The organism is Loktanella agnita, from assembly GCF_046640325.1.
Classification (GTDB): Bacteria; Pseudomonadota; Alphaproteobacteria; order Rhodobacterales; family Rhodobacteraceae; genus Yoonia; species Yoonia agnita.
This window is the reverse complement of sequence record NZ_JBJMBF010000008.1, coordinates 14,167-38,091: the sequence shown is the minus strand read 5'-3', so window position 1 is coordinate 38,091 and position 23,925 is coordinate 14,167. Positions and strand designations below refer to the sequence as shown.

Genomic DNA, 23,925 nt, shown 5'->3' with positions numbered 1-23,925 from the left:
ACAACTGCTAATGGTGGTGCCAATACGGTTGATTGAGGACGAACAAGAATGAAGATGGAAGAGCTGACAAAAGGGGATGGGTACAAAGTCCCTGCAGCGCACCACCCTTTCATGCGGCTTGGTCTGGAAAAGCTTGAGGCATTCCATGACGAAGTCACTGATCTTGAAGCGACCCTTGCGGATGTGGTGAAGCTTGGCGGCTCCGAGGCTGAGAAGAAGGCCGGTAAGCTCATCAAGCAACTGCGCATGTTCGAGCCGAGCATCACGATGATCGGCCAGATCAAATCGGGCAAGACGTCACTTGTGAATGCAATGGTTGGCCGTCCCGATCTGCTGCCTGCCGATGTGAACCCGTGGACCTCGGTTGTGACGTCGCTGCACCTGAACGCGCCACTGCCGGTTGATGCCCCGACTGCAACGTTCCAGTTTTTTAGCCAAGGTGAATGGGACCATCTGGTCGAAAACGGTGGCCGCATTGGCGAACTGTCCGCCCGTGCCGGTGCCGATGAAGAGCTGGAAAAGGTGCGCGTGCAAATTGCCGAAATGCGCGACAAGACCAAAGCGCGCCTTGGCCGCAAATTCGAACTGCTGCTGGGCCAGAAACATAGTTATGCGGAACTGAACGATGATCTTGTGCAGCGCTATGTCTGCATGGGCGATGATTTCGAGGATATGGAAGAAGAGGACCAGCAGGGTCAATTCGCCGATATTACCAAATCCGCCGATCTGTATCTGAAGGCAGATGCAATTCCGATGCCCCTGTGCCTGCGTGACACGCCCGGCGTGAACGATACGTTCATGATGCGCGAGCAGATCACGATTAACGCCCTGCGTGATAGCCGTATCTGTGTTGTGGTGCTCTCTGCCCATCAGGCGCTGACGTCGATGGATATGGGGCTGATCCGCCTGATCGCGAATGTGAAATCCCGTGAGGTCATCATCTTTGTGAACCGGATCGATGAATTGTCGAACCCGGGCGAGCAAGTGCCGGAAATCCGCGACAGCATTTTGCAGACTCTTGCCGACAACAACGGCCCGGAACAGCCTGAGCTGATTTTCGGCAGTGCCTATTGGGCCAATATCGCCCTGTCCGAGAACCTGAACGATATCGTGTCTGAAAGCGCAGAAGCGATGTTCAACTGGGCAGAGGCATCATTGGACGCTGATACAGCCGGCATGGAAAGCAACGAGCTTGTCTGGCATCTGTCGGGCGTTCCGCAGCTGTACCGTGCCCTGTCCGAGCGGATTGCCGAAGGTCCCGGCGCAGAGGTGCTAAGCGCCTCGCGCAAGCGCGCATTGAACCTTGTGGGCGGCGTCCGTGCCTCTAACTCGATGGTATCGATGCGGTTGGATGGCGAACAGGCGCAGGTCATGCCGCCTCACGAGCTGATGCGACATCTGGAAACGCTTGAGACGGATAACCTGAAATATCTTAATGACCGGTTGGACATTGTTTTTCAGCAGTTCGGATCGCGTGTAGATCAGTCCCACAAGCGGTTCTTGGATCGTGCGCTTGAATCCTTGCTTCAGCATCTGGAAAACAATGGTGAAGATGAGGTATGGCAATATAGCCCCGATGGTCTGCGTATGCTGCTGCGTACCAGCTACCAGGTAATGCGCCGCAATGTGGCCTCTGCCTGTGATCAGGTGTTCAACAGTGCGGCACAGGATCTGGCCGATACCTATCGGTCTGCCTTTGGTGTTCAGGTTGAAAACTTTGCGATTACACCACCGGCATCGCCCGAAATCCCGGCGCCAGTCCAATTGGGCAAGACAATTGCGCTGGATCTTCAAACGTCATGGTGGAAGGGCTGGTGGAAACGCCGCAAGGGCTATCGTGCATTTGCCAGCGGTTTCTATGATTTGATCGAAGCGGAAACAGCGCCTATCGTTGATGAGCTAAAGGTCCGGCAAGCGGAGGATATCCGCGGCATGGCCGAGCGCGAATTGCGCGACTTTTTGGCAGAGCAGCGTGGCTTCCTGACCGATATCAGCGAAAAATCCAGTGTGAATGTTGACGATTTAGAAGACATTTTCGGGATTACTGCGCAGCAGGAACGCGAAGAGCTGTTCGATTATATCTTCGAAGAGCTTAGCGACAACGTACCTGCTGAAGCTTAAGGAACAACTCTATGAGTGATCAGACCGCCGCCGCAGGTGGCCCGCGCAAACCACGCATCGCGCTGATGGGTGAATTCAGTGCGGGAAAAAGCACACTGTCCAACCTCTTGATGGGTGCCCGCCCTCTGCCGGAAAAAGTCACGGCGACACGCCTGTCGCCGGTTTGGATTTCCTTTGGAACCGACGCGCCTTACCGCGTAGATATCGATGGCTCGACCGAACCCGTATCGCTGACCCAATTGGAAGGCATCCCGGTCGAAGAAACCCGCGTCATTCGTCTGTTCATGGAAGCCGATATTCTGGACGTGTGCGATTTGATCGATTTTCCGGGCATTTCTGACCCGAACATGTCGTCCGAAGTGTGGGAACGTATGCTGACCGAAGTGGACGCTGTGATCTGGTGCACCCATGCGACCCAGGCCTGGCGTCAGTCAGAGGCTGCCGTCTGGGATTCGATGCCCGACGCCGTCCGCGAAAATTCGATTCTGCTGATCACCCGTTTCGATAAGCTGACGACCGACAAGGACCGTCGCCGTGTTTTCAAACGCGTCCGCCGCGAGACCGAAGGCATGTTTGGCGGAACTTTCCCGATTTCGCTGCTACACGCACTTGAGGCAGGCGAAGATTATGACAAATGGGATGCCAGCGGTGCAGGCCCCTTTGTCAATCACATGATCGAGATGATCGACGAGCTGACGAAAATCGCGGCCCGGACGGATAAACCTTTGTATAACTATGCAGATGGCGTTCCGGCCCCGGTCGCCCGCGCCGTGGCCCCCCGGCGTGTTCAGCGTCCGTTAGCAGGCGACAAGGCAGAGCGTGAACGTCCCGCAGCAGACGCCAGCGCGGTCAATTCCCCAATCTTACGCGACAGCTAACGTCGGAAGACCGCTTCCACCCAGCCTTTTTTTGCCGTAGTCAGTGGATGACCACGCAACTAAGGGCGGTGTAATCATGGTGATGGAAGCGCTAGACACGCTGGAAGGCAAATTCGCGGAATGCGAGACGCTTGCCTTTGCCGATCTGTCGACCCAGATGATCCTTGTGACCAACACGACAACCCAGCTGCGGCGCGAAGCGTTGGACAAGCTTTGCTCTGAGGCTGCTTTGGCGCTGGGGACTGACAAAAAAGTCCCCTTTGGACAAAAGCCCGGGGGGGCTGCCATCGTCGCCGGGAAAGGCGAAATCAAGATTTTCCTGCGCGCCAGCCATGAACCGACAGATGTGCTGTGCTGTGTGTGTAGCGCAGGTCTGGATATCGATACGTTTCTTGAAGATGCCCGCCCCTGTCTTGATAAGATCAGCAGCGGTGGTTAATCGCGTAGAGTAGAGAATGACTGAGGTAGGATTAACGTAGTGACTGATATGACGGCCTTGGCAAATAAGCTTGCTGCGCTGATTGCAGAGGACGAGGTATATATTGCCGGTGCCCGGGTTATCTCTCAGGGGGGTGATCCACCCGCGCTCGTCGCCATTCTGAACGAAATCGACAACACAGTGCTGGAACGCACATTGCTGTTCGGCATTGATGACGTGAACCTGAGCATGGTGGTCGCCGGCCGCAGGTTGCGTGGCATTGCTGAGGTTTCGGGCAATCTGCCAGAGGCGGCCAATGTCATTGGCAAACCCTTTGCTCGTGAAGAGCCTGAAATCGTGCATGCCGCAGGTGATATGCTAACCTTGCTTTGCGTTGCCGCGACCCGCGTCACGGTGCGCAACCTGCCGCCGCGCCCGCTGGGTGGTAGCGCGGATGCTGGGATCTCTGCTGCAGGTCTGGCCGATTTCTGGAACATCGACCGTGATGCCCAACCTGCCCCGCCGATGCAGCGCTTTCTTCGGGCCAATGTCGCCCATATGTCGGCGTATATGTGGACCTCTCGTCGGAGCCTTGTGGAAGAGCAGGGCAATACAGCGCTGTTGCAGACCGTTTTGAACGATCAGGCCGCTGCATTTCGCAAGCGTCACAAGGCGTTGGTTGGCACGCAAACCGATCCGATGCTGGTCTGTGTCGAAGGCGCGGCAGAAAGCGGCGCGGCGATTGCCATTGCCTATATCGGGGTTGAAACCTGTGTTTTTGCCTATGAGGTCGCCGATATCGGCGCGATCATCGCCTCTTGGTACGCGATCACAGGCTGAGGCAAAGGCGCGGGAGAAGAACCCACCGCGCCCCTTTTGTCAGGCTGATAACAGTCCACTGCCAAAGTCCAGACCGATGATCAACGGATCGTGGTCGGATGCACCATAGACCCCATCATTGTAGAAATCGGGATTAGTGAAGGATGTATCGTACCCAATCAGGTCCGGTTCATCCGCGTTGATATGCCATTCGGTCACGCCAGTGACAAAATCAGCAAAGACGTCATCCGCCAGCCCCTGATCCAGCGTGCCGCGCTGCCCGTCAAAGACGAAACTATAGGCATCGTCCTGACCGATGAAATCGTCGATCAGGTCATTCAGCCCTGCATCATCGTCCAGATACTGCACCGCGTCTTCCTCTGCATAGGCGTTCAGATCGCCCAGCAGAACGTAGTTTGTTGCGCCGCCGCCGTTGTAGGTGCTCTCGATCCAGTCGTTCAGTTCGATTGCCGCATCCAGCCGGACCTGATTCCAGTAACCTTGCCCATTGCCCTGATCGTAGTTGGGATCGTTGATCAACGCGTCGATATCTGCCTGGGTGATGCCCATGCCCCCCCCGTCTAGGTAGGCCTGAGCCGCCTCGGCAAGGTCTTGCAGGTTGCTGTCGCCTTTTGATTTGAAGTGAGACGATACAACGGTGAAGGTCTCACCCGTTGCGTTGTCTTCAAAGGTTGCGGCGACAGAGGGGCGGTTGCGCTGAAAATCACCAATCCGATCGCTTGAGGATACGAAGGGGTGCAGCACTTCGGCCAGCGAGAATGTCGTCGCGGCAGAAGATTCGGTATAGGTGATGTAATCGCTATGCAGCAGCGTGACCGCGTTGGCGTCATAGATGATGCCCGTGGTGATGGCGTCTGTCCCGATGAAACCTGCATCTGTGGTTGGATCGGCCACGGCGTAATTTGCGCCCGAGCCTGTCAGCGCCGCTTCGACATTCAAAGCATCGGCCAAGGTCTGGATCGCAGAGTCGGGGCCAAAGCCACCGTTTTCGATCTCTTGCAGGGCAAAGACTTCGGCCTCTGTTCCGGTGATCGCGGCGACCAGTTTTTCGGTCTGGCGCAGCAGTTCATCGGGCGTATCTGCGCCGCGTGGATCAAGGTTGCCGGGGCCGGAGCCAGCACCGGGAACATCGATAGTCGAGAAGTAATTCAGCACGTTGACGCTGGCGACCTGTAGTGTGCCGCCCACATCGTCGGGCGTATCCTGCCGCGCGCCGGAATTGGTGCTTTCGTCGATATCCAGCGTTTCAGTCACGACAAGCTGGTAGTCGCCAAAGGCAAAGGACATCACGCCTTCGACCCCGTCGGTCAGTTCCGTCCCCAGCCGGATAGTCGATCCGCCGTCACTGAAATCATCACCGCTGTCCAGATAGCCGTTGCCGTTATCCCCCGGGCCGCCCGGAACGAATTCGAACTGGTCAGGGTTCTGCGATCCGTCGCCGTCATCAAGGATCAGCCGGTTGTTTGCGTTCTGCTCTTGCAGGTCGGCGATTTCGGCGGCTTCGGTCTGGGCGTCGTAAATCTGGGTTGGCTGGACCTGCACGCCTGCGCTGATGACAAGCTGACCGAAGCGATCAAAGTTAAAGTTCTCGATCACGGTCAGCGGGTCAGGCGTGCCGCTGGTGACGTTGACCAACATGCCTTCGACCGCCTCGTAATCGGGGGCGGCGTTGGGCGACAGGGTGATCTGCGCCGCCGTGGGCGTGGCAACCAGTGCCGCGATCACCACCGTCGCGCTGACATTAGTGATCTGGGTCTGGCCAAAGAATTCCTCGACTTCGCCCGTGATGGCGACAAGGTTGCCTACGCTGACCGTGGGCGCGCTGCCGGTGAAAACAAAGACGCCTTCGGAGGTGGATGCATCGCCGTCTTGGTCGGCGTCTTCTTCCATCAGGTAATAGCCGTTCGAGACAATATGTGTGACGACAGCCTCTACATTCACGGTCTGACCTTGCAAGGTTGAAGCATCGCCGTTGCCCTGGATTTCGCTGATCAGCCGGTCTTCGCCCGGGGTGATGACAGGTTCATTCGCCGCCCCTTTTGTTTCGTCGATCGGCCCAACCCAGTTGCCGTTTGCATCGATCTGCAGCGATTGCCCTTCGGGTGTGCTGTTTGTTTCCCCGACGCCGATATCGGTCGAGGTCAGGCCCGCTGCGGGCCCATTAGTTGCGGTGATTTCGCCCTCATAGCTGATGAATTCGACGACCGTGCCGTTATCGGACAGGGCGATCCCGTCCGGGCCGTTCTGGATGCTGCCAAAGCCGGGGGTCACCCCGGCCTCAAGCACGTAGTAATCATAGGTGCCGTCCGAGGTCATGACGCCGTCGCTGACAGACAGGGTTTCGTAAGAGGCGCCGCCATTGCCGTTATAAAGGTCGACGCTCAGCCCGCTGACATCTTCGCCGGTGTTCACCCGGATTTCGATGAACTCGCCGTCATCGGTACTGACATCATCGTAGTGAAATTCATTGATCCGCGCGGATGTCGTCCCGCCAGTGTCATTTGCCGCGCCAGAGGTATTGGGGGCCGCTTCGGCCCATGTGCCGTCATCATTGCGTTGCAGGCTGTCACCGATGGCGGTGTCATTCGGCTCAGACACGCCGATATCTGTAGAGGTCACCCCGTTGGCAGTGCCGCCCGCTCCGGTGAAGCTGCCCTCATAACTAAGGAATTCGATCAGTGCGCCGTCATTTGACAGCGCGATTCCGTCAGGTGAGCCGTTTTGCAGGCCGTTCACAGGCAGGTTGATCACGTAATAGTCGTACTGGCTGTCGCTGCCCGTACCCAGCACCGCATCGTCCATCAGGGTCAGCGTATCATAAACCGCGCCGCCATTGCCGTTATAAAGCTCAACCACAACACCCGAGATATCGGCCCCGGCATTGACCCGAATTTCAATAAACTCGCCCACATCATCGCCAGCGTTGTCATAGTGGAATTCGTTGATCCGCGCCTCAAACGCCGGGGTTTCATCCACATCGGCAACCGTGACGGTGATATCCTCGCTCGCGCTCAGGGCACCATCGCTGACAGAGATCGTAACGTCATAGACGTTATCCCCATCCGCATCGTCAGGGGCTTCAAAGTCGGGCGCATTGATGAAGGTCAGCGCCCCAGTCATCGCGTCAATGTTGAACAGCGCGGCATCCGCACCATTGATGCTATAAGTCAGCGTATCGCTGTCCACATCCGTGGCGCTGATGTCTGCGGCGATGATCGTGGTGTTTTCGTTGATCGTGACGCTGCTTGCCGTCAGTGTCGGCGCATCATTCTTGCCCGTTATGGTGAGTGTTACCGTGGCCGTATCCGTGCCGCCTTTGCCGTCATCGACGGTATAGGTAAAGGTATCAGTAGCGATTTCACCTTCTCCCAGGCTGTCGAAGAAATCGCCGATTTCATAGGTAATTGTTTGGCCGCTCAACGATACCGCGACCCCTGCTGTGCTCGTCGCTGAGACAGCCGTGACAGTCATCGTGTCGCCATCGAATTCCTGATCGTTCGACAGAAGAAACAGCGTGTTGATGGCAGCCAGAGTGTTTTCGTTGCCTTCTTCGAACGAGCGCGCGTCGTCAGCCGCAAGGACAGCGTTATTCGTACCGTCCAGAAACAAGGTGTAGTCCTCTGCCGCGAAATACAGCGCCTCAACCCCTGTGAGCCGATCAGTATCCCCTGCTGTGCTGACGGTCGTCTGACCGAACCAGCCGGTGCCAATCGAAATATCGTATGCGGCAATGCTGCCTGCATAGGTTACAGTATCAAAACCACGGCCACCGCTGATCGTGTCGCTGCCTGCGCCACCTGCAATCACATCATTTCCCCAGCCCGCAAAGATGATGTCATCACCTGCACCAGTCGAAATCGTGTCATTGCCCCAAAAGCCGAAAACAACGTCGCGCCCTGCGGTGCCCGTCAATACGTCGTCACCCCAGGTGCCGAAAAGAAAGCTTGTACGATGAAAACTCATTTGATTTCCCCCAACCATTAGAATTCATTTTCTATCTGTAGGAGAATTGTATCAGGAGTATTGCAGGAAACGCATTACTCATCTTTTGCGCGAGCACTGGTTTTACCCCCTAAGTGGCGGGAATTCGCCGGTTCTTGCAAAGGAAAGAACACACCACCCTACCGGGCATCATTGCGCATACGCACGCACAGAGGGATCAATCTTAGTAAAATGATTAATTTACATGCAGATGCCCGCAAATTAGCCCGAAAACGCACAAGTTAACTATTTCGCCTCAATTTTGAGCGCGCAGCAAGAGACTCGCTGCGTTGCGGCAATTACCCATAGACCGTCCATTGAGACATCAATCGCCGCGCAAGGGGTTCTTCCTGGCAGAATCCGCCCCTTGCACGACTACAACATCACTGTTGCGGGGTCCTGATATCATCCGGCCGCGCCCCTGCACAGGGCACCGCAGCAACGACAGGGGGACATTGTAAAGATGACCAATATCAAATCACTGAGTGCGTCTGTTTTCGCTACTCTACTGGCCAGCACAACCATGGTTACCGCACAAGATTGTGCCGATCCGATCAAGGTCGGCGTGCTGCACTCTCTTTCCGGTTCTATGGCGATTTCGGAAACGACGCTGAAAGATGCCATGTTGATGCTGATCGAACAGCAAAATGCAGCGGGCGGCCTTCTGGGGTGTCAGCTTGAAGCCGTGGTCGTGGACCCTGCCTCTGACTGGCCACTTTTTGCAGAAAAAGCGCGTGAGCTGCTGACCGTGCATGAGGTGGACGTGATCTTTGGCAACTGGACTTCCGTCTCGCGGAAATCTGTCCTGCCTGTGATCGAGGAATTGAACGGCCTGCTGTTCTATCCGGTTCAGTACGAGGGCGAGGAAAGCTCGAAAAACGTCTTCTACACCGGGGCCGCCCCGAACCAGCAGGCCATTCCGGCCACAGATTACTTCCTTGAAGAGCTGGGTGTCGAAAAATTCGCGCTGCTGGGCACTGATTACGTTTATCCCCGCACCACAAACAACATCTTGGAAAGCTATCTGCAGGATAACGGCATCGCCGAAGAAGATATCTTTGTGAACTACACCCCCTTTGGTCACTCCGACTGGGCCACAATCGTGGCTGACGTGGTCGCATTGGGCGAAGATGGCAAGCAGGTGGGTGTGATCTCCACCATCAATGGCGACGCAAATATCGGTTTCTACAAGGAACTGGCCGCCGCTGGTGTGTCTGCCGATGACATTCCTGTCGTCGCCTTCTCTGTCGGTGAAGAAGAGCTTTCTGGCCTTGATACATCCAATCTGGTTGGACATCTGGCGGCGTGGAATTATTTCCAATCCGCAGAAGGCGATGCGAATGCTGACTTTATCGCAGCATGGAAAGCTTTCGCGGGTGAAGATCGTGTCACCAACGACCCGATGGAGGCCCATTATATCGGCTTCAACATGTGGGTAAACGCGGTGACGGATGCCGAAACCACCGATGTGGACGCCGTGCGTACAGCGATGTACGGGCAGGAATTCCCGAACCTGACCGGCGGTACTGCCGTGATGCTGCCGAACCATCATCTGGCCAAGCCGGTGCTGATCGGTGAAATTCAGGCCGATGGCCAGTTCGACATCATCAGCCAGACCGAAGAAGTCGCAGGCGACGCCTGGACCGACTTCCTGCCTGAAAGCGCTGTGCTGATGTCGGATTGGAAAGACCTTGGCTGCGGTATGTACAACACCGAGACCGAGACATGCGTCCAGCTGACCTCTAACTACTAAAACGGCCCGCCGGGTGCATCACGGCGCACCCGGCCCCCGAACCGGAATTCCCATGCATCGCATCCTTACCCTCTGCGCCCTGTTGATCGGGCTTGCCCCGGCTGCCCAAGCGCAGGATCTGCAAAACCTGCTGCAAACCCACGCCGATGAAATCGCCTCTCCCGGGCGGCAAACGGTCGGGACAGCACTGGACGCCCTTGTCGCATCCGGCCTGCCTCAGGTGCCTGTCTTTCTTGAGCAATGGCAGGATAAATCTGTCTGGCAGCGCGATGCTGACGGGCTGTTTTTCATTGCGACAAAGAATAGTAACACGCTTGCGCTGCGCGATGTTGATACGGATGCGGAAAGCAGCGCGCCGGTGGCTGATTTCACCCAGTTGAAACCAAATGGCGGTGTGCGCCGTGTGATCGGCACCGCGCTGGTCCAGTTCCAACTGACCGATCCTGATCTCGCCAGACGGCAAACCGCCATCGCCGCCATCGCACGCAGGCCAGAGGCCAGCCAGCTTGCGCCGCTTCTCGCCTCTGTCGCGGATGAACCTGACGCCGCCCTGAAGGCGCGCAAAATCCAGCTCGCCAACTTCCTCTCGGCCAGCTTTGCTGAAAACGACGCTGACCGGATCGCGGCGATCAATAGCCTGTCGACCGATACCAGCGTAGAGGCCCGCGCAGTGCTGAACCAGATCCTGTCCACCAGCGCTGCGATTGCCGAAGATATTCCGACCGATGTTAACGTGGCCGGGGTCTTGACCCCGGGTGACACGATTTCAAAGGACGACGCCTATGCGCTGCTTGTCGCCGCTGATCTGGCACCGCCACGCACGACCGCCACTACGATCCGCACATCTCTCGAAGCGAACATCATCGCAGGACGCGTGGGCGGCGTTCCCGTCGCCCAATTGAACACCGATACAGCCCGCGCAGCGGCCTACGCGAACCTTGCTGCCGCTGGCACGGTCCCGCCATTGGTGACAGAGGCCGACCGCGACGCAACACTGGCGCACTTCGTCTTTTTCGAAACCTATGACGAAGAAAACCCCGCCATCACAAACGCTGCAGAGCAGGCGCTCGCCTCGGTCGAAACCCGCGTGGCGGTGGGGCAGGCTGCCGATCTGGGGCTTGATGCGCTTTCACTCGCCTCGATCTATTTTCTGGCGGCAATCGGGTTGGCGATCACCTTTGGCGTGATGGGGGTTATCAACATGGCCCATGGTGAATTCATCATGATGGGGGCCTATACCGGCTATGTGGTGCAGCTTTTTATACCCGATTACACGCTGTCGATCATCATCGCCCTGCCCTTGGCCTTTGCGATCACCTTTGGTGCGGGCGTCACGATGGAACGGCTGGTTATCCGTCACCTGTACCATCGCCCGCTGGAAACGCTGCTGGCCACTTTCGGCATCTCCATCGCGCTGCAACAACTGGCCAAAAACATCTTTGGCACGCAGGCCCGCCCATTGACCGCGCCAGAGTGGCTGGACGGGGCGCTGGTCTTTAGTGACGTGGTGCAAATCAGCTATATTCGCATAGCGATCTTCATCCTCGCGCTGATCTTCCTTTGCCTGATCCTCTTTGTGCTAAAACGCACGCGATTGGGGCTAGAGGTCCGGGCCGTGACCCAAAACCCCGGAATGGCGGCGTCCATGGGGATCAACCCTGACAAGATCAACATGCTGACCTTTGGGCTGGGATCCGGCATCGCAGGCATCGCGGGCGTGGCCATCGGGCTTTATGCCAAGGTGACGTCGGAAATGGGTGCCGATTACATCGTGCAAAGCTTTATGACCGTGGTCGTAGGCGGCGTCGGCAATGTCTGGGGCACGCTGGCCGGGGCGTCGCTGATTGGCTTCCTGCAAAAGGGCATCGAATGGCTGAACCCGTCGAACACATTGGCCGCACAGACCTATATGATCCTGTTTATCATCCTGTTTATCCAGTTCCGACCCCGAGGCATTGTCGCACTCAAAGGTCGGGCGGCTGCGGATTGAACCGATGTATCTTCTTTTGGCCAAAAATATTCTGGGGGTGTCTGAGGGGGCAAAGCCCCCTCAGCGTGGCGGCGCGCACAGCGCGGCGCAAAACCTCTTTCACAATGAGACACCCGCATGAATAACAGCTTCATCGCCCGAAACCCGTCGATCCTTTGGTTCCTGCTCGCTCTGGGGCTTTTCACACTGGGCGTCACCGTCCTGTCCGAGGCAGGCATGGGCATCATCTCCACCTCTTTCGTCAAAACGCTGGGCAAGACGCTCTGCCTTTGCCTGATCGCCATCGCGATGGATGTGGTCTGGGGTTATTGTGGCATCCTCAGTCTGGGACATTTTGCCTTTTTTGGCATCGGCGGATACGCCATCGGCATGTGGCTGATGTATGCGCGGACAGAGCGGATCGTGACAGAAAGCCTTGCCACTCAGACGATCCCGCCCACAACGCAGGAAATCACTGACGCCATTGGCAATCAGATTTTCGGCGTGGTCGGCAGCTCTGACTTTCCGCTGATCTGGGCCTTTGCCGACAGCCTGTTCCTGCAACTGCTCATGGTGGTTCTGATCCCCGGGCTGCTGGCGCTGGTCTTTGGCTGGCTGGCTTTTCGCAGCCGGGTCACGGGGGTCTACCTGTCCATCCTGACCCAAGCGATGACGCTCGCCCTGGCGCTTTATCTGTTCCAGAATGACAGCGGGTTGCGCGGTAATAACGGGCTGTCAGGCTTGCAGAATATTCCCGGCTTTGAGGACTCACCGCAATCCACCATCTCGCTGGCCTTCTTTTATGCCTCTGCACTGGCACTGGCACTGGCTTATATCCTTTTTGCCTGGGTTGTATCAGGCAAGATGGGCAGCGTGATCAAAGCGATCCGCGATAATGAATCCCGTGTGCGCTTTCTTGGCTATCACGTGGAAAGCTACAAGCTTTTCGTCTTCACCCTGACGGCCATTGTCGCAGGTATCGCGGGGGCGCTTTATTATCCGCAGGCCGGGATCATCAACCCGGCAGAAATCGCACCCATCGCGTCCATCTACCTTGCCGTCTGGGTCGCGATCGGCGGGCGGGGGCGGCTTTATGGTGCAGTGATCGGGGCGGCGGTTGTGTCGCTTCTGTCCAGCTGGTTCACCGGCGGCGGCGCCCCGGCCATCCCATTGGGGTTCTACATCGTTAAATGGACAGATTGGTGGCTGGTCCTGCTTGGCTTTTCCTTTGTTGCTGTCACCCTGTTCTTTCCCAAAGGGATCGGCGGCCTCTTTGACTATCTAGTGAGGAAACCATCATGAGCACATTGCTAGAGGTCGATGGCGTTTCTGTAAGTTTTGACGGGTTCCGTGCGATCAACAACCTGTCCATCCAGATTGGTGAGCCAGAACTGCGCGCGGTGATTGGACCAAACGGTGCGGGTAAGACAACATTCATGGATATCATCACCGGCAAGACCAAACCGGATGAAGGCCGCGTCACTTGGGGCGACAAGAATATCTCTCTTCTTGGGATGTCCGAAAGCCAGATCGCAATGGAAGGGATCGGGCGCAAGTTTCAGAAACCAACCGTGTTTGAGGCGCAGACCGTGCGCGAAAACCTCGCCATGGCGCTGCGCAATCCGCGCGGACCGTTTTCCGTCTTGTTCTACAAAAAGACCAAACATGGTGGTGCGCGGATCGAAGAAATCGCTGCAGAGGTCGGGCTGACCGATGCGCTGACCCGACAAGCGGGCGAGCTGAGCCACGGCCAGAAACAATGGCTGGAAATCGGCATGTTACTTGCCCAAGACCCGCGATTGCTGCTGGTCGATGAACCAGCAGCAGGCATGACCACGCAGGAACGTGAACACACGACAGACCTGCTCAAACGCGCGGCCAAGACCCGCGCTGTGGTCGTGGTGGAACATGATATGGAATTTGTCCGCCGGTTGGATTGCAAGGTCACCGTACTGCACGAAGGGTCGGTTCTGGCCGAGGGCAGTCTGGATCACGTGACTGCGAACCAGACCGTGATTGATGTTTATCTGGGGCGCTGAGAATGCTGAATGTTGAAGACCTGACCCTGCATTACGGGCAAAGCCAGATCCTGAATGGGATTGACCTGACCGCCGCCGTTGGTGAAGTCACTGCCGTGATGGGCACCAATGGCGTGGGCAAGACCAGCCTGCTCAAGGCGATTTCGGGGCGACATCCTTATAGTGATGGCGCGGTGGCGGTGAACGGTCAGGCGCTGGATCACCCCACCGCCTTTACTGCCGCCCGCGCGGGTATCGCCTATGTGCCGCAGGGCCGCGAAATCTTTGCCCTGATGAGCGTGCAGGAAAATCTGGAAACCGCCTTTGCCTGCCTGCCGCGCGAAGAACGCTTTATCCCTGATCAGATTTTCCAACTGTTCCCGGTGTTACTGGATATGAAGGCCCGGCGCGGTGGCGATTTATCGGGGGGGCAGCAGCAGCAACTGGCCATTGCGCGCGCTCTGATCACCCGGCCCAAGGTCCTGCTGTTGGACGAACCGACCGAGGGCATTCAGCCCAATATCATCCAGCAGATCGGGCGCACGATCAGCCTGCTGCGCGAAAAAGGCGATATGGCGATTGTGCTGGTCGAACAGAATTTTGATTTCGCCTTCGGTCTTGCGGATCGGTTCGTCGTGATGACACGTGGTGCTGTGAAACGTCGGGCCGACAAGGCCGACGTCACGGCAGAGGCGATGCTGGCGGAGCTGGCTCTGTAAGCGACAGCCGCGGCGTTACTGCCGCCACGATCCCGGCAATCGGCTGATCGACCGATACGAGGATCGCCCGCAGCGGCGGTTCCAGCGCGGCATATTGGCTGGCCAGCAAGGCTGGCGGCATGAAATGCCCCTGCCGCCGTCCCAATCGCGCCGCGATCAGTGCTTGGGGCGCATCAAGATAGACAATCTGCAAATCCGCGATCCCGGCCCGTAGATGGTCACGATAGCTACGCTTGAGCGCGGAACAGGCAAAAACCGTCACATCCTGCCCGCGTCGTTCCGTCACCACCGCCGCCAGACGATCCAGCCAGGGCCAGCGCATGGCATCCGTCAGCGGCTGGCCTGCGACCATGTGGTCCACATTGGATTGCGGATGGTAATCATCGCCATCCAGAAACGCGCCGCCCAGCGCGGCCGCCAGTGCAGCCCCCACGCTGGATTTGCCGCAGCCCGAAACGCCCATGATCATGATCGCGGGTTTCATCAGCGGCCCGGAATGACCCCGCGCTTCTGCCCTTTGCCTTCCCAGTTTTCCAGCGCAGTCACCGCCTCTTCTGCTGTTTCGACAAAGCGGAAAAGCTGCAAGTCAGCATCCGAGATCGTGCCCGCATCGGCCAGCGCATCCCAATTGATGATCTTTTCCCAAAAGGCCCGCCCGAACAGCAGGAAGGGTACCTGCGCCATGCGACCGGTTTGGATCAGTGTCAGCGCTTCGAACATTTCATCAAGCGTGCCAAAGCCGCCGGGAAAGACGCAGACCGCAGAGGCGCGCATCAAAAAGTGCATTTTACGGATGCCGAAGTAGTGGAAATTGAAACACAGATCCGGGGTGACATATTCATTCGGGGCCTGTTCATGCGGCAGCACGATGTTCAGCCCGATGGACCGTCCACCCGCATCGGCAGCACCGCGATTGCCTGCCTCCATCACGCCGGGGCCACCACCGGTGACGATCACATCATCACTGCCGCCGCCGGCCAGCGATTTGGCTGTCATAATCTGGGAAAATTTGCGCGCCTCGTCATAATATTTCGTCAACTCAGCCAGCGTTTCGGTGCGGGCCTGGTCTTTGTTTGCAGGTTCCGGAATCCGGGCACCGCCAAACAGAACGATGGTCGAATTGATCCCCGCCTCATTCATCAGCATTTCGGGTTTGAGCAGTTCCAGCTGCAACCGCACTGGTCGCAATTCTTCGCGCAGCAGGAAGTCTTCATCAGCAAAGGCAAGCGCATAGGACGGTGCGCGCGTCTGTGGCGTATCCGGGATCTGGCGCGCCTCTTCGCGGTCCTGCTGGCTGTCTCTAAATTGGTGTTTGCGGTCGTCTGTCATCTGCCGTCCTTGTTACTATCAGCGCAAAGTCGCTTTTTAGGCCTTAAGATGCAATTGATAACCAAACAGAGGAGGAACTGCGATGGCGATGAACACACCTGTTTGCGATTTCGGCTGGGCGGCCCCTGATTTCACATTGGCCACGCCCCAAGGTGACCGGCATAGCCGCGACAGCCTGATGGGCGAAAACGGACTTCTGGTGGCCTTTATCTGTAATCACTGCCCTTATGTGATCGCGGTGATTGACCGGCTGGCCGATGACATCCGGCAGATGCAGAACGCAGGGATCGGCGCGGTCTGCATTATGTCGAATGATTATGCCGCCTACCCCGCTGACAGCCCCGAAAATATGACCCGTTTTGCCGCCGCCCATGACTTGCCCGCTCCTTATCTGCTGGATGCCGACCAAACAGTGGCCCGCGCCTATGATGCGGTTTGCACGCCGGATTTCTTTGGCTTTGACCGGGATGGCGGGCTGCAATATCGGGGCCGGATTGATGATGCAGGCATGAAAGACCCGGCGATCCGCGTGCCTGAATTGCTGAACGTGATGCAGATGGTCGCCAAAACCGGGCACGGGCCAAAGGACCAAGTGCCGTCGATGGGCTGTTCGATCAAGTGGCGCTAAGCGCCGATTGCTTGCCTCTCCCAAATTCGCTTAGAATTTCATCAGCATAGGGCACGGCCCTATAATCTTTTTCGCCAGTGACGGGATCGCATTGCAAAGCCACCGGTTCCTGAATTGTCAAAAATAAACGCGCCCTGTAACGCACCTGAGCACGACGCCTGCGGAGCTGCCTGAAAATCATGCTCAAAAATGTGCGTTCTGCTGCATCTACAACCGTCTTGCGGCAGGGCATGCTGCCCTTTGGGCGCCCATCAAACGGGCCTTTGCGGCGCAGCTGCGTTGGGGGCGGACAGGATCATATCGGCCCCTGGCATTGCTTTGTGACGCGAATGACATAAGATTAATGCATGACTTCGAAAGATATACATTTCAGCGAAATGCAGTCCGCGTCGGGCATTCGCGACCCTTATCAGCATTATGCGAGCTGGTTTGCAGATCAGGACAACGCCCGCCTGTCCACCAAGGCCGAACAGGCAGAGGCGTTTTTTCGCCAGACCGGCATCACCTTTAATGTCTACGGTCAGGCAGATGCCGAAGAGCGGTTGATCCCCTTCGATCTGGTGCCACGTATCCTGTCCAGCCGCGAATGGACAAAGCTATCGCGCGGGATTGAACAGCGAGTGCAGGCGATCAACGCCTTTCTGCATGATATCTACAACCGGCAGGAAATCCTGCGGGCAGGCGTGATCCCGATTGAGCTGATTTCCCAGAATGATGCGTTTCTGCCGCAAATGATGGGGTTCATCCCGCCGGGCGACGTCTACACCCATATCGTGGGCACCGATATCGTGCGCACCGGCGAAGATGATTTCTTTGTGCTGGAAGACAACGCACGTACCCCATCCGGTGTCAGCTATATGCTCGAAAACCGTGAGACGATGCTGCAAATGTTCCCTGAACTCTTCAGCCGGATCAAGGTGCAGCGGGTCAGCGATTACCCTAAGAACCTGCGCCGGTCGCTTGCGGCCTCTGCCCCGCGATCCTGCTCCGGCCGGCCTGTCGTGGCGGTGCTGACGCCCGGCATCCATAATTCAGCCTATTACGAACATAGCTTTCTGGCCGATCAAATGGGGGTTGAGCTTGTCGAAGGGCACGATCTGCGCGTTGTTGATGGTCATATCGCGATGCGCACGACAGGCGGTTACAAGGTGATCGACGTGCTGTACCGGCGGGTTGATGATGATTTCCTTGATCCGCTGACGTTCAACCCGCAATCCATGCTGGGTGTGCCGGGGATTATGGATGTTTACCGCGCGGGCAATATCACCATTGCCAATGCACCCGGCACCGGTGTGGCCGACGACAAAGCGATCTATAGCTATATGCCCGATATCGTTGAATTCTACACGGGTGAGCGGGCGATCCTGAAGAATGTGGAAACCTATCGCTGTTCCGAGCCACAGATGCTGCAATATGTGCTGGATAATCTTGCTGATCTTGTCGTGAAAGAGGTGCACGGTTCCGGTGGCTACGGCATGTTGGTTGGTCCCGCCGCCAGCAAGCAGGAATTATCGGATTTCGCCGAGAAGCTGAAGGCGCGACCGGCTAATTACATCGCACAACCAACCCTGTCTCTGTCCACCGTGCCGATCTTTACTGAACAGGGTCTTGCCCCCCGCCACGTAGACCTGCGCCCCTTTGTACAGGTGTCGCCAGAGGGGATCGTGATCTCGCCCGGCGGGCTGACCCGTGTTGCACTGAAAGAGGGCAGCCTGGTGGTTAATTCTAGCCAAGGCGGCGGCACCAAAGACACTTGGGTATTGGAAGACTGATGCTTGGTAAAACCGCAGGAGGCCTGTTTTGGATGTTCCGCTCGCTAGAGCGGGCAGAGAATACCGCGCGTCTGATCGAGGCCGGATTTCGGATCGCACTGACCCGGTCGACCGATACCGAAGCCGAATGGAAATCCGTGATCGTCACCTCGGCAGAGCAAAGCGCCTACGAGGCCAAGCATGATCGCTATGATGCGCCTTGCGTTATCAGCTACCTTCTGAACGATCCCGAAAACCCATCATCGGTCTATTCGTCCATCAAATCAGCCCGCGACAACGCCCGGCTGGTACGGACCGCGCTGACGTCAGAGGTGTGGGTGGCCGTCAATGAAACATGGATGCTGCTATCCGCTATCCTCAAAAACCCGGTGGAAGAGGTCGACTTGCCCGATGTGCTGGGCACCATCCGCCGACAATCTGCGCTGGTGCGCGGCGCGCTTCACGGGACGATGCTGCGCAATGATATCTATGATTTTTGCCGCATCGGCACCTTCATCGAACGGATCGACAACACCGCCCGGATCATTGACGTAAAATACTATTCCCTGCTGCCCGCCCCGTCATTCGTCGGCAGCCGGATGGACAATGTGCAATGGGAAACGATCCTGCGATCAGTCTCTGCCCACCGGTCTTTCCGCTGGGTGTCAGAAGGTGAATTTTCAGCACCCGCCATTGCGAATTTTCTGATCATGGATCGGCGCATGCCGCGATCCCTGTCCTTTTGCATGGCCGAGATCATCTCTAACCTCAGCTATCTGGAAACAGAGTATAATTGCCGGATGCCGTGCCACGATCTGGCGGAATCGATGCGCGCGCGGATCAAGGACAAGGATATTGATGCGATCTTCGATGAGGGGCTGCATGAATTTCTGGGATCGGTGATCCGCGATAACGCCACGCTCGGTTTCCAGATCGAACAGGATTACAGGTTCAACAAATAGCATGCAGATCAAGATCCGACATACGACGGAATACAGCTATGATCAGCCGGTTGATTACGGGCTGCAAAAGGTGCGTCTGCATCCGCTTAACTCTGCTGTGCAGGACGTGTCGGACTGGCAGATGCAGGTCGAGGGCGGCAAGATCGAGGCCAGCTATCAGGATCACTATGGCAATCACACAGATCTGGTCAGCATCACGCCCGGCGCTGAAAAGCTGACATTGACTGCATCGGGCATTGTCCACACCCGCGATACGGCGGGGGTGTTCGGGCATATCTACGGGCGAGCGCCGCTTTGGCATTTTCTGCAATCGACGCATATGACAACGGCGGATGCGCATATTCAGGAACTGGCGAAAGTGGTCGGCGCGGCGGAAACCACCCTTGCGGGTCTGCACGCCCTTTCTGCCGCGGTGCTGAACGCTTGCCCTTACCATGTTGGTAATACCCAGGCAGAAACCACGGCAGCCGAAGCGCTGAAGATCGGCACCGGGGTCTGTCAGGATCACGCTCATATCTTCATGGCCGCCGCCCGGCACATCGGCATGCCCGCCCGCTATGTCAGCGGCTATCTGATGGTAAATGGCCAGATCAACCAAGAGGCCAGCCATGCCTGGGCCGAGGCCCATATCGCCGAGCTGGGATGGGTGGGTTTTGATATTTCAAACGGTGTGGCGCCAGACGAAAAATACGTGCGCATTGCCGTTGGCCGCGATGCGCGCGACGCGGCACCTGTTTCAGGTATGCGTATGGGGAATTCTGACGAAGATTTGATTGTTTATTTGCAAGTGCAGCAATAGATATTCTCAAAGCGGCCATCACGGCCCAACAAAGGTTTCAACACTATGACATATTGCGTAGGTATGCGCATTAACCGGGGATTGGTGTTCATGTCCGATACCCGTACAAGCGCGGGCGTCGATAATTTCTCGGTCAGCCGGAAAATGTTCACATGGACTGTCCCCGGAGAGCGTAAAATCACGATCATGACCGCAGGCAATCTGGCCACGACACAGGCGATGATCAGCCTGCTAGAGGAACGGTCCAAATCTGCAGAAGATCGCGACCCCAGCATTCTGCGCGAACAGACGATGTTTCAGGTCGCTCGATTGGTCGGGCGGACCCTGAAAGAGGTCATCGTCGATTCCAGCGAGGGTGAGCAGCTGTCGCAGGACCAATTCAGCGCCTCGGTCATTGTCGGTGGCCAGATCGCTGGCGGAAAACCGACGATCTTTTTGGTGTACCCCGAAGGCAACTTTATCGAGATCACAGAGGATACGCCGTATTTTCAGATCGGCGAAACCAAATACGGCAAGCCTATTCTGGTACGCACCTATGACCCCGACCTTAGCTTTGATGACGCGCTGAAACTGCTACTGATTTCCTTCGATTCCACGATCAAGGCAAATCTGGGCGTCGGCCTGCCCTTTGATGTCGAAGTCTACGACAATGATTCCTTTAGCTCTGACCGGACAAAGCGGATCGAAGCGACGGATGAGATTTTCCAGTCAATCTCCGAAGACTGGGGCAAAGCCCTGAAAGAAGCGTTCGGACAGCTGCCCAGCTATACGATTTGAAACGCTTTAACACTTAGGCTTTGTCAAAAAACGGCGTCATCTGCGCAACGATGACGCTGTTTTCTTCCAGCGCGCGCTGCATCATCGCGCGCTCATCATCCGAAATATCGTGCCCCTCGGCCAGCCGTTCGTCCAGCGTGCCGTATCCTGACACGTCCAGCGGGGCCAGATCGGCCTGTTTCAGGATCGCAACAGTTTCACGCACGGCTTCTGCCTCGTCGACGCCGCTGGCATAGCACATCAGCGCGCCACCACTCGCCCCCTCGGGCAGCCCGTCACCCACATTCCGCCCGACCTCGACCAGCAGGGTGTAGACTTGCTGCCGTGATGCGTTCTTTGCCATGTCATGCTCCTTGCTGCGCTGCTCTTGGATGGGATTGATTGCAGGGCTTGTCAATCGGCGTGATGCCATCACATAGCGCCTTGCCAGCATTCAGGCGTTACGAGTCGTTCAGCCCCACCCAACGCGCCCGCACGGCCCAGATGGTTGATACGATGATCACCAACTGGACCGGCAGGTAAATGACGATGAACAGAAACAGGATCGTCACCGGCAGCGAAAAATCCATCACATAAACAAAGGTCAGCGCGGGCTGCCACAGCGCGATGGCAAGAAGCCCGACCAGCAGGCAATCCACCAGTACCGGCACCCACGCTGCACGGCGCGAGGGGCGCCGCCCCGCCGCGATATGCCGTTTTGCCAGAATGCGGCTGATGATCACTTAGTCACGCAGCAATTCGTTGATGCCGGTCTTTGACCGGGTCCGCTCGTCCACCCGTTTGACGATGACCGCACAATAAAGGTTCACACCATTTTTGGAGGGCATGGAGCCTGCAACAACCACGGAATAAGGCGGCACTTCACCATACATGACCTCGCCGGTTTCGCGATCAACGATCTTGGTGGACTGGCCGATAAAGACGCCCATCCCAAGGACAGAGCCTTCGCGCACGATGCAGCCTTCAACCACTTCGGAACGCGCCCCGATAAAGCAGTTATCCTCGATGATCGTGGGGCCAGCCTGCATCGGCTCCAGAACACCACCAATACCAACACCACCCGAAAGGTGTACGTTTTTGCCGATCTGTGCGCAGGACCCAACGGTGGCCCATGTGTCAACCATTGTGCCGGTATCGACATACGCGCCGAGGTTCACAAAAGACGGCATCAGCACCACGCCGGGTGCGATAAAGGCTGATCTGCGTACAATTGCATTGGGGACCGCGCGGAACCCGGCCGCGCCGAATTCTTCATCACCCCAGCCGGCGAATTTGCTATCAACCTTGTCCCACCAGCCAGAGCCCTGCGGACCGCCGGACTGGAACTCCATATCCTTGATACGGAAACCCAACAGCACGGCTTTCTTGGCCCATTGGTTCACATGCCAGCTGCCGTCATCCTGCTTTTCAGCAACGCGCAGGGAGCCGCTGTCCAGCGCGTTCAGCATGTTTTCAATCGCGTCACGGGTTTCGCCCGTGGTGGCGGGCGTGATCTGGTCGCGGGCATCCCACGCGGCCTCGATAGCGGTTTCAAGTTCTGCGTTGGACATCGGCCCCTCCGAAATTCAGATTTGAAGGCGTCATACCCCGCGCGGCCCGCGCTTTCAACGGAGAGAACGCTTTGGATCAACAGTGAGGACGCTTATTTCCCGCCACCGCAAGCCACGCACGCTCAAGGGCCTAGAACGACTTCGTCAGGCTCGCCTCCAGACTGTGGCTTTGGGGGTCTTCGCCCAACTGCCCGGCATAGCCGAAACCGACGCTTGTGCTGCGGCCCAGATCAAAATCAATCCCTGCGGTGATCACGGCCGCGTCGGCGGCGATCGGGGCACCCTGAATATGAAAGCTGGCGCCGCCGTCAGCCGCCGGAATAGCTATGCGTACCATTCAAAACCGTCGTCCCGGCAAGGACCGACACCGACCGGTTCCCAGAAATCGTCGGATCAAAGGCGTAGCCTGTATCGGTGTGATTAAAGACGATTTCGCCAGCGCCAGCGCCAAACCCGACGTTTGCCGCAGCCAGCGTGCCAGCGGCAGCAGCATTGTCGCCCGCTGCGGGGCCAATGTTCAAGGTGCCCGCCGCAGACAATTGCGTCGCGAGGTTGACACCGCCGCCCACAGTAACGGTTGCGCCATCCGCGATGGTCAACGCCCCGGTGCCATCCATGCCGACAAAAAGTGTTTCGCTAGTCTCCCAGCTTGATCCCGCCCCTGTGACCGTGACCTTACCTTCGGAACCTGCGTCGCGCCCGATATAGCCGTCTGTATTACTTACACTGCCGCCCGCCGCGACGGTCAACGTGCCCATGCCCATATTGCCGACAAAGAGGCCGCCGCTATTCGCCCAGCTTGATCCTTCTCCCGTGACCGTGACTTTGCCGTCAGAGCCAAAGAACGTCCCGATATAGCCTTTCCTATTGCTTACGCTGCCGCCGTTTCTGACGATCAGCTCACCTACGCCAGTATAGCCGACATCAAGAAGTTCAGTAATGGTCCAAGGGCTGTCTTTGGTGCCACCGGCAACAGTGCCCGCGCCGTCGACGATTTCGACCGCCCCGCCATCAATCACCTCATCTGCCCAACCTGCGCCGGCGACACTGACAAGCGCCGTCGCGCAGAGCAGCGCGCGTTTGCCAATTTTTTTCGTCATTACTGGATGCAGATAGAACGCTCCTTGGCCGCAGGACGCAGGCCCGGTCGACGCTGAATTCTTCATGGGTATCTCTTTCAAGTAGTCTGATACGCTATGCAACCAGCACGGCGCCCGATGCGGGATATGTCCCCGACAAAATTGTCTTGATGACCAATCTAAATTGGCGCCCGCAAATAGCGGTGCATGACCAATACTGTCCTGCATGATGCGGCCGAATTGAATTCACAATGCATTAAACCGCGTATTCGATAAGAAGTCAGACACCGTCCTGTCAATGAATTTTAACGTTAAATATCAAACGGATGGTGCGCTTAAATCACAAGTTGTGG

Annotated in this window: 22 protein-coding genes; 14 read left to right on the top strand and 8 right to left on the bottom strand. The window is 57.2% G+C overall.

All coding sequences use genetic code 11. From position 1 onward, the window contains the following. Positions 1-48: 48 nt before the first annotated feature. The 4 genes from ACJ5NV_RS10570 to ACJ5NV_RS10555 are packed head-to-tail and all read left to right on the top strand — an operon-like array spanning position 49 to position 4,257. Complete coding sequence (locus ACJ5NV_RS10570; RefSeq protein ID WP_411643648.1) at positions 49-2,121, top strand: dynamin family protein; 2,073 nt, start codon at positions 49-51, stop codon at positions 2,119-2,121. A gap of 11 nt (positions 2,122-2,132) precedes the next feature. Then, complete coding sequence (locus ACJ5NV_RS10565; RefSeq protein ID WP_411643647.1) at positions 2,133-2,999, top strand: dynamin family protein; 867 nt, start codon at positions 2,133-2,135, stop codon at positions 2,997-2,999. A gap of 43 nt (positions 3,000-3,042) precedes the next feature. After that, entirely contained in the window at positions 3,043-3,438 is a 396-nt protein-coding gene (locus ACJ5NV_RS10560) for a hypothetical protein (RefSeq protein ID WP_411643646.1), read from the top strand. Positions 3,439-3,477: 39 nt separating this feature from the next. Beyond that, the gene (locus ACJ5NV_RS10555; protein ID WP_411643645.1) at positions 3,478-4,257 is read left to right on the top strand and encodes a hypothetical protein; all 780 of its coding nucleotides are present in this window, start codon (positions 3,478-3,480) and stop codon (positions 4,255-4,257) included. Positions 4,258-4,296: 39 nt separating this feature from the next. On the opposite strand, the gene ACJ5NV_RS10550 is transcribed toward ACJ5NV_RS10555, so the two are convergent. After that, positions 4,297-8,220: an ExeM/NucH family extracellular endonuclease gene (locus ACJ5NV_RS10550; RefSeq protein WP_411643644.1), complete on the bottom strand. Its 3,924-nt coding sequence runs from the start codon at positions 8,218-8,220 to the stop codon at positions 4,297-4,299. 541 nt (positions 8,221-8,761) lie between these two features. On the opposite strand from ACJ5NV_RS10550, the gene urtA reads away from it, so the two are divergent. The 5 genes from urtA (at position 8,762) to urtE (ending at position 14,697) form a co-directional block, all read left to right on the top strand. Beyond that, the gene (gene urtA, locus ACJ5NV_RS10545; protein ID WP_411643840.1) at positions 8,762-9,991 is read left to right on the top strand and encodes an urea ABC transporter substrate-binding protein; all 1,230 of its coding nucleotides are present in this window, start codon (positions 8,762-8,764) and stop codon (positions 9,989-9,991) included. Positions 9,992-10,043: 52 nt separating this feature from the next. Then, entirely contained in the window at positions 10,044-11,981 is a 1,938-nt protein-coding gene (urtB, locus tag ACJ5NV_RS10540) for an urea ABC transporter permease subunit UrtB (protein ID WP_411643643.1), read from the top strand. A gap of 117 nt (positions 11,982-12,098) precedes the next feature. After that, on the top strand, positions 12,099-13,262 hold the full coding sequence (urtC, locus tag ACJ5NV_RS10535) for an urea ABC transporter permease subunit UrtC (RefSeq protein WP_411643642.1): 1,164 nt from the start codon (positions 12,099-12,101) through the stop codon (positions 13,260-13,262). Continuing rightward, entirely contained in the window at positions 13,259-13,999 is a 741-nt protein-coding gene (urtD, locus tag ACJ5NV_RS10530) for an urea ABC transporter ATP-binding protein UrtD (RefSeq protein WP_411643641.1), read from the top strand. Before urtC ends, urtD begins: the two co-directional genes overlap by 4 nt. 2 nt (positions 14,000-14,001) lie before the next feature. Beyond that, positions 14,002-14,697, top strand: a complete 696-nt coding sequence (gene urtE / locus ACJ5NV_RS10525) for an urea ABC transporter ATP-binding subunit UrtE (RefSeq protein ID WP_411643640.1) — start codon at positions 14,002-14,004, stop codon at positions 14,695-14,697. Here the strand turns inward: urtE and ACJ5NV_RS10520 are convergent. Both ACJ5NV_RS10520 and ACJ5NV_RS10515 read right to left on the bottom strand, forming a co-directional pair. After that, on the bottom strand, positions 14,660-15,181 hold the full coding sequence (locus tag ACJ5NV_RS10520) for a gluconokinase (protein ID WP_411643639.1): 522 nt from the start codon (positions 15,179-15,181) through the stop codon (positions 14,660-14,662). The two genes, urtE and ACJ5NV_RS10520, sit on opposite strands and share 38 nt — an antisense overlap. Next, complete coding sequence (locus tag ACJ5NV_RS10515) at positions 15,181-16,026, bottom strand: LOG family protein (protein WP_411643638.1); 846 nt, start codon at positions 16,024-16,026, stop codon at positions 15,181-15,183. The genes ACJ5NV_RS10520 and ACJ5NV_RS10515 overlap by 1 nt, the downstream gene beginning before the upstream one ends. A gap of 82 nt (positions 16,027-16,108) precedes the next feature. On the opposite strand from ACJ5NV_RS10515, the gene ACJ5NV_RS10510 reads away from it, so the two are divergent. From ACJ5NV_RS10510 to ACJ5NV_RS10490, 5 genes are all read left to right on the top strand, one after another. Then, positions 16,109-16,654 carry a thioredoxin family protein gene (locus ACJ5NV_RS10510; RefSeq protein ID WP_411643637.1) on the top strand — a complete coding sequence of 182 codons (546 nt, stop codon included), beginning with the start codon at positions 16,109-16,111 and terminating at the stop codon, positions 16,652-16,654. 347 nt (positions 16,655-17,001) lie between these two features. Beyond that, the gene (locus ACJ5NV_RS10505; protein ID WP_411643636.1) at positions 17,002-18,426 is read left to right on the top strand and encodes a circularly permuted type 2 ATP-grasp protein; all 1,425 of its coding nucleotides are present in this window, start codon (positions 17,002-17,004) and stop codon (positions 18,424-18,426) included. After that, positions 18,426-19,367: an alpha-E domain-containing protein gene (locus tag ACJ5NV_RS10500; protein WP_411643635.1), complete on the top strand. Its 942-nt coding sequence runs from the start codon at positions 18,426-18,428 to the stop codon at positions 19,365-19,367. Before ACJ5NV_RS10505 ends, ACJ5NV_RS10500 begins: the two co-directional genes overlap by 1 nt. A 1-nt stretch (position 19,368) precedes the next feature. Next, positions 19,369-20,166, top strand: a complete 798-nt coding sequence (locus ACJ5NV_RS10495) for a transglutaminase family protein (RefSeq protein ID WP_411643634.1) — start codon at positions 19,369-19,371, stop codon at positions 20,164-20,166. 45 nt (positions 20,167-20,211) lie between these two features. Next, a complete protein-coding gene (locus tag ACJ5NV_RS10490; RefSeq protein ID WP_411643633.1) occupies positions 20,212-20,943 on the top strand; it encodes a peptidase in 732 nt (243 codons plus the stop codon). 13 nt (positions 20,944-20,956) lie between these two features. Here ACJ5NV_RS10490 and ACJ5NV_RS10485 read toward each other — a convergent pair whose 3' ends face one another. The 5 genes from ACJ5NV_RS10485 to ACJ5NV_RS10465 all read right to left on the bottom strand — a co-directional run bounded on the left by ACJ5NV_RS10485 (position 20,957) and on the right by ACJ5NV_RS10465 (position 23,659). Then, complete coding sequence (locus tag ACJ5NV_RS10485; protein WP_411643632.1) at positions 20,957-21,286, bottom strand: hypothetical protein; 330 nt, start codon at positions 21,284-21,286, stop codon at positions 20,957-20,959. Between the two features lie 97 nt (positions 21,287-21,383). Further along, positions 21,384-21,665, bottom strand: coding sequence for a hypothetical protein (locus ACJ5NV_RS10480; RefSeq protein WP_411643631.1), 282 nt, complete (start codon positions 21,663-21,665; stop codon positions 21,384-21,386). Continuing rightward, a complete protein-coding gene (gene dapD, locus ACJ5NV_RS10475) occupies positions 21,666-22,493 on the bottom strand; it encodes a 2,3,4,5-tetrahydropyridine-2,6-dicarboxylate N-succinyltransferase (RefSeq protein ID WP_411643630.1) in 828 nt (275 codons plus the stop codon). Positions 22,494-22,623: 130 nt separating this feature from the next. Then, positions 22,624-22,830 carry a hypothetical protein gene (locus ACJ5NV_RS10470; RefSeq protein ID WP_411643629.1) on the bottom strand — a complete coding sequence of 69 codons (207 nt, stop codon included), beginning with the start codon at positions 22,828-22,830 and terminating at the stop codon, positions 22,624-22,626. Continuing rightward, positions 22,802-23,659, bottom strand: a complete 858-nt coding sequence (locus tag ACJ5NV_RS10465) for a hypothetical protein (RefSeq protein WP_411643628.1) — start codon at positions 23,657-23,659, stop codon at positions 22,802-22,804. The genes ACJ5NV_RS10470 and ACJ5NV_RS10465 overlap by 29 nt, the downstream gene beginning before the upstream one ends. Positions 23,660-23,925: the final 266 nt, after the last annotated feature.